The organism is Demequina sp. (assembly GCF_024642165.1).
Lineage (GTDB): Bacteria > Actinomycetota > Actinomycetes > Actinomycetales > Demequinaceae > Demequina.
Genome location: NZ_JAHEBP010000105.1, coordinates 1 through 7,211, shown reverse-complemented (window position 1 = coordinate 7,211; position 7,211 = coordinate 1). Strand labels below are relative to the sequence as shown.

General features: G+C 71.0%; 8 protein-coding genes. 5 read left to right on the top strand and 3 right to left on the bottom strand.

The window, feature by feature from the left end; translation table 11 throughout:
* Positions 1-104 precede the first annotated feature (104 nt).
* Complete coding sequence (locus tag Q0L54_RS09290) at positions 105-1,055, bottom strand: LysR family transcriptional regulator (protein WP_296667502.1); 951 nt, start codon at positions 1,053-1,055, stop codon at positions 105-107.
* Between the two features lie 102 nt (positions 1,056-1,157).
* On the opposite strand from Q0L54_RS09290, the gene Q0L54_RS09285 reads away from it, so the two are divergent.
* Both Q0L54_RS09285 and Q0L54_RS09280 read left to right on the top strand, forming a co-directional pair.
* Positions 1,158-2,012 carry an aldo/keto reductase gene (locus Q0L54_RS09285; protein ID WP_296667500.1) on the top strand — a complete coding sequence of 285 codons (855 nt, stop codon included), beginning with the start codon at positions 1,158-1,160 and terminating at the stop codon, positions 2,010-2,012.
* 11 nt (positions 2,013-2,023) lie between these two features.
* Positions 2,024-2,956 carry an aldo/keto reductase family oxidoreductase gene (locus Q0L54_RS09280; protein ID WP_296667499.1) on the top strand — a complete coding sequence of 311 codons (933 nt, stop codon included), beginning with the start codon at positions 2,024-2,026 and terminating at the stop codon, positions 2,954-2,956.
* A gap of 73 nt (positions 2,957-3,029) precedes the next feature.
* On the opposite strand, the gene Q0L54_RS09275 is transcribed toward Q0L54_RS09280, so the two are convergent.
* Positions 3,030-3,530 carry a DNA starvation/stationary phase protection protein gene (locus Q0L54_RS09275; protein WP_296667498.1) on the bottom strand — a complete coding sequence of 167 codons (501 nt, stop codon included), beginning with the start codon at positions 3,528-3,530 and terminating at the stop codon, positions 3,030-3,032.
* A gap of 144 nt (positions 3,531-3,674) precedes the next feature.
* Between Q0L54_RS09275 and Q0L54_RS09270 the strand changes: the two genes are divergently transcribed.
* Positions 3,675-4,184: a CoA-binding protein gene (locus tag Q0L54_RS09270; RefSeq protein ID WP_296667497.1), complete on the top strand. Its 510-nt coding sequence runs from the start codon at positions 3,675-3,677 to the stop codon at positions 4,182-4,184.
* 71 nt (positions 4,185-4,255) lie between these two features.
* Complete coding sequence (locus Q0L54_RS09265; protein WP_296667496.1) at positions 4,256-5,524, top strand: GNAT family N-acetyltransferase; 1,269 nt, start codon at positions 4,256-4,258, stop codon at positions 5,522-5,524.
* Between the two features lie 50 nt (positions 5,525-5,574).
* Here the strand turns inward: Q0L54_RS09265 and Q0L54_RS09260 are convergent, their stop codons facing one another.
* The gene (locus Q0L54_RS09260) at positions 5,575-6,024 is read right to left on the bottom strand and encodes a ribose-5-phosphate isomerase (protein WP_296667493.1); all 450 of its coding nucleotides are present in this window, start codon (positions 6,022-6,024) and stop codon (positions 5,575-5,577) included.
* A gap of 89 nt (positions 6,025-6,113) precedes the next feature.
* Here Q0L54_RS09260 and Q0L54_RS09255 point away from each other — a divergent pair.
* Positions 6,114-7,211: M13 family metallopeptidase N-terminal domain-containing protein (locus tag Q0L54_RS09255; protein ID WP_296667491.1), on the top strand; the 1,098-nt coding region annotated here is incomplete at its 3' end.

The following is a 7,211-nucleotide window of genomic DNA, read 5'->3' as shown; positions in this document are numbered from 1 at the left end:
CCCACGGAGGCCTCGACCGCGGCCTCGGCCGTCGACTCGGGCGACTCGCATCGTCACCCCGACCCGGACGCGGCGCCGGAGCCGGTGCGCGAGCCGGCGATGTACTACATCTGAGCGGCGTCGACGAGGGCTCCCGCCTCCGGGCGGGGGCCCTCGTGGCGTGCCGGAAGGCATGCCGCGAAGGCACCGTCGAGCAGCGCCAGCAGGTGCGGCGCGGGCGAATCGGCCCGCTCGCGCTGGGCCGAGACCGCGGACACCGTCCACCGCCCCGCTCCCCCCTCGATGGGCACGGCGACCAGACGCTGCGCCTCGGGCTTGGCGGCGACGTGGCGAGGCACCACGGCGATGCCCAGCCCGCGGCCCACGAAGCCGATCAGCGTGTGCACGTCGCCCACGGTGAACCTCACCCGGCGGTCGACGCCCGCGGCCGCAACCGCCGCATCGTTCAGGGGCCGCATCGCCCACGACGGATGGAAGTCGACGAAGTCGTGGTCCTCGAGATCCGCCCACCGCGCGGGCGAGAGGGCCGCCGCCGGATGGCCGGGCGGGCACAGCAGCACCAGGTCCTCGCCGCCGAGCACGCGGCCGGGCAGCGCGCCCAGGTGCTCCGCCGCGGCGACGAACGCGACGTCGAGATCGCCGGCCCGCACGCGCGCCACCAGATCATGCGACCCCGCCTCCGAGTAGTGCACGTCGACCTGGGGATGGCGGTGGTGGAAGCGCTCGAGCAGCGCCGCGACGTCGACGATCCCCAGGCACTGCTCCGCGCCGATGCGCAGGGTGCCGGAGACCTGCCGGGTCGCGTCCACCACGGCGTCCCTGGCGCGGGTGGCCTGGGCGAGCATGGAGCGCGCGTAGGGAAGCAGCGCGCGGCCCGCGTCGGTGGGCTCGACGCGGCGCGTGGAGCGGTCGAACAGCACGGTGCCCAGCTCACCCTCGAGCGCGCGGATCGACGCGGACAGGCCGGACTGCGACACCCCCACGAGCGCCGCGGCGCGCGTGAAGTGGCGCTCGTCGGCGACCGCCACGAGGTACTCCATCTGCCGCAGATCCATTCATCGCTCCAATAGATGAGATTGAGAAGTTCCATACATTGGACTTCTAGGTTAGCCCGTCCCTAGGCTACGAGTCGACCCCACCGACCATCAGGAGGACCCATGCAGCAGCGCGCGCTGGGCGCACGCACCGTAGGCGCCATCGGACTGGGCGGCATGCCCATGTCCATCGAGGGCCGGCCCGACGAGGCCCGCTCGATCGCGACCATCCATGCGGCCATCGACGCCGGCGTCACCCTCATCGATACGGCCGACGCCTACCATCTGCACGCGGACGAGGTGGGCCACAACGAGGAGCTGATCGCTCGCGCGCTCCGAGGGATCGCCGCCGACGACGTGCTCGTGGCCACCAAGGGGGGCCACCTGCGGCCGGGCGACGGCACCTGGACCCAGAACGGCGACCCCGCATACCTCAAGCGTGCGGCGAAGGCGTCCGCGCAACGGCTGGGCGTCGACGCGATCGGCCTCTATCAGTTCCACCGCCCCGACCCGCGGGTGCCGTACGCGGACTCCGTGGGGGCGGTGCGCGACCTGCTCGACGAGGGCACCATCCTCATGGCGGGCATCTCGAACGCCACGGTCGCGCAGATCGACCAGGCGAACGAGATCCTTGGCGGGCGGCTCGTGTCCGTCCAGAACCAGTTCTCGCCGCGCTTCCGCAGCTCGCTGGGCGAGCTCGAGCACTGCGCGGCGTTGGGCATCGCGTTCCTGCCGTGGAGCCCGCTGGGCGGGATCGCCAATGCTCCCGAGCTCGCCACCCGGCAGGCCGCCTTCCAGCGGGTCGCCGACTCCCATGGCGTGAGCGTGCACCAGGCGGTCCTCGCGTGGGAGCTGGCGCTCGCGCCTATCGTGATACCCATACCGGGCGCGTCGCGTCCGGAGTCCATCTCCGACTCGGCGCGCGCCGCCGAGCTGGTGCTCACCGACGACGAGGTCGCGGCGCTCAACGCCGCATGAGAGGACCACAGATGAAGACCTTCACCATGCCCGGCACGGACATCACGGCACCCGCCGTGGTGCTCGGGCTCATGCGTATCCAGGACAAGTCCGACCAGGAGGTGCGCGCGCTCGTCGGTGCCGCTGTCGACGCCGGCATCGACTTCATGGACCACGCCGACATCTACGGCTCACCCATGCATGGCTGCGAGCGGCGCTTCGCCGAGGCCATGCGGTTGACCCCGGCGCAGCGCGAGGCGATGACCATCCAGACCAAGGCGGGGATCGTCAAGGAGGGGCCGTACTTCGACTTCTCGTACGAGCGCATCGTCCAGCAGGCCGAGGGCTCGCTGACGGCGCTCGGCACGGACTACCTGGACATCCTGCTGCTCCACCGCCCCGACGCGCTGGTGGAGCCGGAGGAGGTGGCACGGGCATTCGACCACCTCCACGCGGCCGGCAAGGTGAGGCACTTCGGCGTCTCGAACCACACTCCCGGTCAGATCGAACTCCTGAAGAAGAACGTGACGCAGCCCCTGGTCGCCAACCAGATCCAGCTGTCGATCACCCACGCGAATGCGATCGCGGCGGGCGTCGCCGCCAACATGGGCGACCTCGACCAGTCGGTCGACCGCGACAACGGCCTGATCGACTACTGCCGGCTCCACGACATCACGCTGCAGGCGTGGTCGCCGTTCCAGGCCCGGTTCTTCGACGGTCCGTTCCTGGGCAACGCCAAGTACCCCGAGCTCAACGCCGTGATCGACCGGCTGGGCGCGCAGTACGGCGTCCCGGCCGAGGCGATCGCCGTCGCGTGGCTCACCCGGCACCCGGCGCGCATCCAGGTGGTGCTGGGCACCACCACGCCCTCACGGGTGACGGCCGCGGCGCAGGGCTCCGACGTGCCCCTCACGCGCGCCGAATGGTACGAGCTGTTCCGGGCCGCGGGACACATCGTCCCCTGACCTCGGCACCCGAGGGCGAACGGGGCACCCCACCGCACCGTGGGGTGCCCCGGCGCATCCGGGCGGGCAGCCCTCAGGCGGCGAAGGAGCGCAGCATCCAGGCGGCCTGCTCGTGCGCGGCGAGCCGCGCGTTGAACAGGTCCGCCGTGGCGCCGTCGCCGGCGTCCTCCGCCACCTCGACCAGCGGCCGTACCAGCCGCGCGAGCGTCTCGTGGTCCGCGGCGAGGTTCCTGACCATCACCATGGCGTCCGCGGTGCGCTCGCCGTCCGTGATGGACGCGTGCTCGAGGAACTCCGCGAAAGAGCCGGGCGCGCCGGAGCCGAGCGCACGCATGCGCTCCGCCAGGACGTCCGCGGCGGCCCACAGCTCCTGGTACTGCTCCTCGAACATGAGGTGCAGGGAGCGGAAATGCGGTCCGGTGACGTTCCAGTGGTAGCCGTGCGTCTTCACGTACAGGGTGAACGTGTCCGACAGCACGTGCGCGAGCCCCGCGTTGATCGCCCGTAGGTCCTCGGCCTTGATGCCGATCCGCGGGCCGGACTCCGTGGTCGTCACGGGAGTGGTGGTCGCCATGTCTGCTCCTCACGTCGTGCGTGCGGCACCGCCGGGCCGGCGCGCCGTCTCTCGAGGGCAACCGAACGGGGCCGCCCGGCATTCCGCGCCCACGGGACCCCGGTCCCGGAGGAATGGCGCGCGAGCACTGTACGTTTCGAGGGCATGGACCACATCAGGCTCGATCACGACGTGCCGGCCGCCGACCACGCGTGCCCCGCACCCGTGGATGCCGACGCCCCGGGCGACGACGAGGTGGCGCTCGCGTTCGCGAGGACCCGCAGCATCGCCATCGTCGGCGCCTCGCCGCATCCCTCGCGGACCAGCTACCAGATCGCGGTCTGGCTCATGGAGAACACCCCCTACGAGCTGTTCTTGGTGAATCCGCAGGCCGAGGGCGAGGAGATCCGCGGCCACGGCTTCTATGGTTCGCTCGACGAGCTGCCGGCGCCCGTGGACATGGTGGACGTGTTCCGGCGCGCCGAGCACACGCCTGCGATCGCCGTGGACGCGGTGCGCAACCAGGCGAAGTGCCTGTGGCTCCAGTTGGGGGTCCGCAACGCGGAGGCGATGGCGACGGCGCGAACGAACGGCCTGGTGCCCATCCAGAACCGTTGCATCAAAGTCGAGTATCGCCGCCTGCAGGAGCGGATCCAGGAGTTCCGCGCCGTCTAGGAGAGCCGGCCGCGATCGACGGTTGGCGTGTCCCGATCGCCCCGGTTGATCCTGGATGCGACGATGCGCCTATGTCCATGACCCCCGGTTACCGCCTGATCTCCATCGACGCATCGCGCGTCGACGAGATGGCCGAGGTCACCTCATGGGGATTCATCGAGGAGATCAAGCCCGAGGATCGTCCGGACTTCGCCGGCATGGTGCCGTTCGGACGCGCACGCGCCACCGAGATCCAGGACGCCGCGCTGGGCGACGTGGGCACCCTCGCGGGCGTCGCCGCCGCCTACGACTTCCGCATGCGAGTTCCCGGCGGAGCCCTGGTCCCGGTCGCGGGACTCACCATGGTCAGCGTCCACACCGCACATCGGCGCCGCGGCCTCCTGCGCGCCATGATGGCCGACCACCTCGCCGACGCGCGCTCGCGCGGCGAGGTCGCGAGCGCGCTCTACGCCGCGGAGTCCGAGATCTACCAGCGGTTCGGGTACGGGCTCGCGGCGCGTCAGGTCGATGTGAGGATGGCGCGCGGCGCGACGCTGCGAGACGTGCCGGGATCCGCCGACCTCAAGGTGCGCATCGAGCGGCTGAGCCGCGACCGACACTCCGCCGTGATCGCGCGCGTCCAGCAGGACCTCGATAGGCCCGGCACCATGACTCTCGACCACGCGGAGGCGCTGCGGGCGCGGTTCGGCGACCCGACCCCGGAGCACGCGCGCGGCGAGAAACTGCGCATCGTGGTGGTCGAGCGCGCCGACGGCACGCCGGTGGGCTACGCGATGTTCCGCCGCAAGGGCACGTGGTCGCCGGAGGGCATCCCCGACGGGCTGCTGCTCACCCGCGAGTTCGCGGCGACCACACCGGCCGCTGCACACCGGCTGTGGTCCGTCTTGCTCGACGTCGACCTGGTGAGCACGGTCGAGGCCGAGCCGCTGGCCATCGACGATCCCCTGCTGTGGCTGCTGACGGACATGCGCGCCGCCAAACCCCGGTTGCACGACAACATCTGGCTCCGCATCGTCGACGTGCCCGCCGCCCTCACGGCACGCGAGTACCTGTGCCCGGTCGATGCCGTCATCCAGGTGGTCGACCCGCTGTTCCCCGACAACGCCGGCCCCTGGCGCGTGACCTCCCGCTCGGGCACCGGGCACGTCGAGTCCGCCCCCGGCGCCGAGCCCGACGTGGTGCTGTCCGTGCAGGAGCTGGGCGCCGCATACCTGGGCGGGGTCAGCCTCACGTCCCTGGCAGCCGCCGGGCTGATCGAGGAGCGGCGGCCCGGCGCCGTTCGCGCCCTCGCCGCCGCGTTCGAGTCGACCTCCGCGCCCGTCTCGAACCTCCACTTCTAGGCAGGGGTGCGGGCCCGGCTTGGTCCGCCGCATCGTCCCGCGGGGGGTCGCTAGCGACGGCCCTCGTACTCGGTCATGAGGTCGATGCGCCGCTGGTGACGCTCGTCTCCCGAGAAGGGCTCTCCGACGAAGGCGTCCGCGATGGCCGTCGCCTCCTCCAGGGAGTGCATGCGGCCGCCGAGCGAGCCCACCTGAGCGTCGTTGTGCTGACGCGCCAACTTCGCGGTCTCGACGGACCAGATCAGTGCGGCGCGGATGCCCGGCACCCGATTGGCCGCCAGCTGCTCGCCGTTCCCGGAGCCGCCGATGACGATGCCCAGGTCGCCGGGGGAAGCCGCGACCGCCTCGGCGGCGGCGATGCACATCGGCGGGTAGTCGTCGAGCGCGTCGTATTCGAACGCGCCGTGGTCGACCATCTCGTGTCCGGCCTGGGAGAGATGGCCGAGCAGGTGCTGCTTGAGTTCGAAGCCCGCGTGATCCGCGGCGATGTGGATGCGCATGTCTCCATCATGCCAGCCTCCCTGTCCCGCGCCTCGCCGTGAGCGAACGTGCTCCCAACAGGACCATCGTCCCCTCTAAGGTGGTGCCCATGACTCTTCGCTCCGGGATCGACAAGTCAGAGTTCTCCCCTAGCGTGCGCGCGCAGGATGACTTCTTCCGCTACGTGTCGGGACCTTGGGAGGACGCACACGTCATCCCCGGCGACCGCTCGGCGGACGGCTCCTTCTACACGCTGCGCGACGAGGCCGAGGCCCACGTGCGCGTCATCATCGAGGAGGCGCCTCAGGACTCGCAGATCGGCGCGCTGTACGCCAGCTTCATGGACGTCGAGCGAGCCAACTCGCTCGGAATCGAGCCGCTGCTGCCCGACCTCGCGCGGCTCGAGGCCGCCGGCACCCACGAGGATCTAGCCCGCGCGCTGGGCGACCTGCAGCGCGACGGAGTCCGCGGGCTCGTGGGCTACTACGTGTTCGCGGACAAGCTCGACCCCGACCGCAACGTGGTGTATCTGAGCCAGTCCGGCCTGGGGCTGCCCGACGAGGCTTATTACCGCGAGGACGGCCACGCCGAGACGCGCGACAAGTACGTCGCCCACGTCGACCGCATGGCGGCGCTCACCGGGATCTCGTTCGACGGCGCCACCGTGATGGCGCTCGAGACCGCGATCGCCAAGGAGCACTGGGACGTGGTGAAGACCCGCGAGGCGGAGCTCACCCACAACCCCACCACGCTCGCCGGCCTGAGCTCCGACGCCCCGGGCTTCGCGTGGGACATCTGGGCCAAGGCGATCCGCCTGCCCGAGGCGGCGCACCCGCTGCTGGTCGCGGGCGAGCCCAGCTACATGACCGCGTTCGGGCGCCTGTGGCAGGAGACGGATCTCGACACGTGGAAGGCATATCTGCGCTGGCAGATCGTGAACTCGCGAGCCGGATACCTGACCGAGGAGATCTCGAAGGCGAACTTTGAGTTCTACGGAACCGTGCTGTCCGGCGCCACCGAGCAGCGCGAGCGCTGGAAGCGCGCCGTGAGCCTGGTCGAGGGCGTGCTGGGTGAACTGGTGGGCCAGGAGTACGTGGCCCGGCACTTCCCGCCCGCGTACAAGGAGCAGATGGACGCGCTGGTCGCGAACCTGATCGAGGCGTACCGCGTCTCCATCTCCGGCCTGGAATGGATGACGGAGCCCACC

Bases quoted from the DNA above. Each gene is read 5' to 3' on its own strand.
- Q0L54_RS09290 (WP_296667502.1), bottom strand. From the start codon at position 1,055: ATGGATCTGCGGCAGATGGAGTACCTCGTGGCGGTCGCCGACGAGCGC.
- Q0L54_RS09285 (WP_296667500.1), top strand. From the start codon at position 1,158: ATGCAGCAGCGCGCGCTGGGCGCACGCACCGTAGGCGCCATCGGACTG.
- Q0L54_RS09280 (WP_296667499.1), top strand. From the start codon at position 2,024: ATGAAGACCTTCACCATGCCCGGCACGGACATCACGGCACCCGCCGTG.
- Q0L54_RS09275 (WP_296667498.1), bottom strand. From the start codon at position 3,530: ATGGCGACCACCACTCCCGTGACGACCACGGAGTCCGGCCCGCGGATC.
- Q0L54_RS09270 (WP_296667497.1), top strand. From the start codon at position 3,675: ATGGACCACATCAGGCTCGATCACGACGTGCCGGCCGCCGACCACGCG.
- Q0L54_RS09265 (WP_296667496.1), top strand. From the start codon at position 4,256: ATGTCCATGACCCCCGGTTACCGCCTGATCTCCATCGACGCATCGCGC.
- Q0L54_RS09260 (WP_296667493.1), bottom strand. From the start codon at position 6,024: ATGCGCATCCACATCGCCGCGGATCACGCGGGCTTCGAACTCAAGCAG.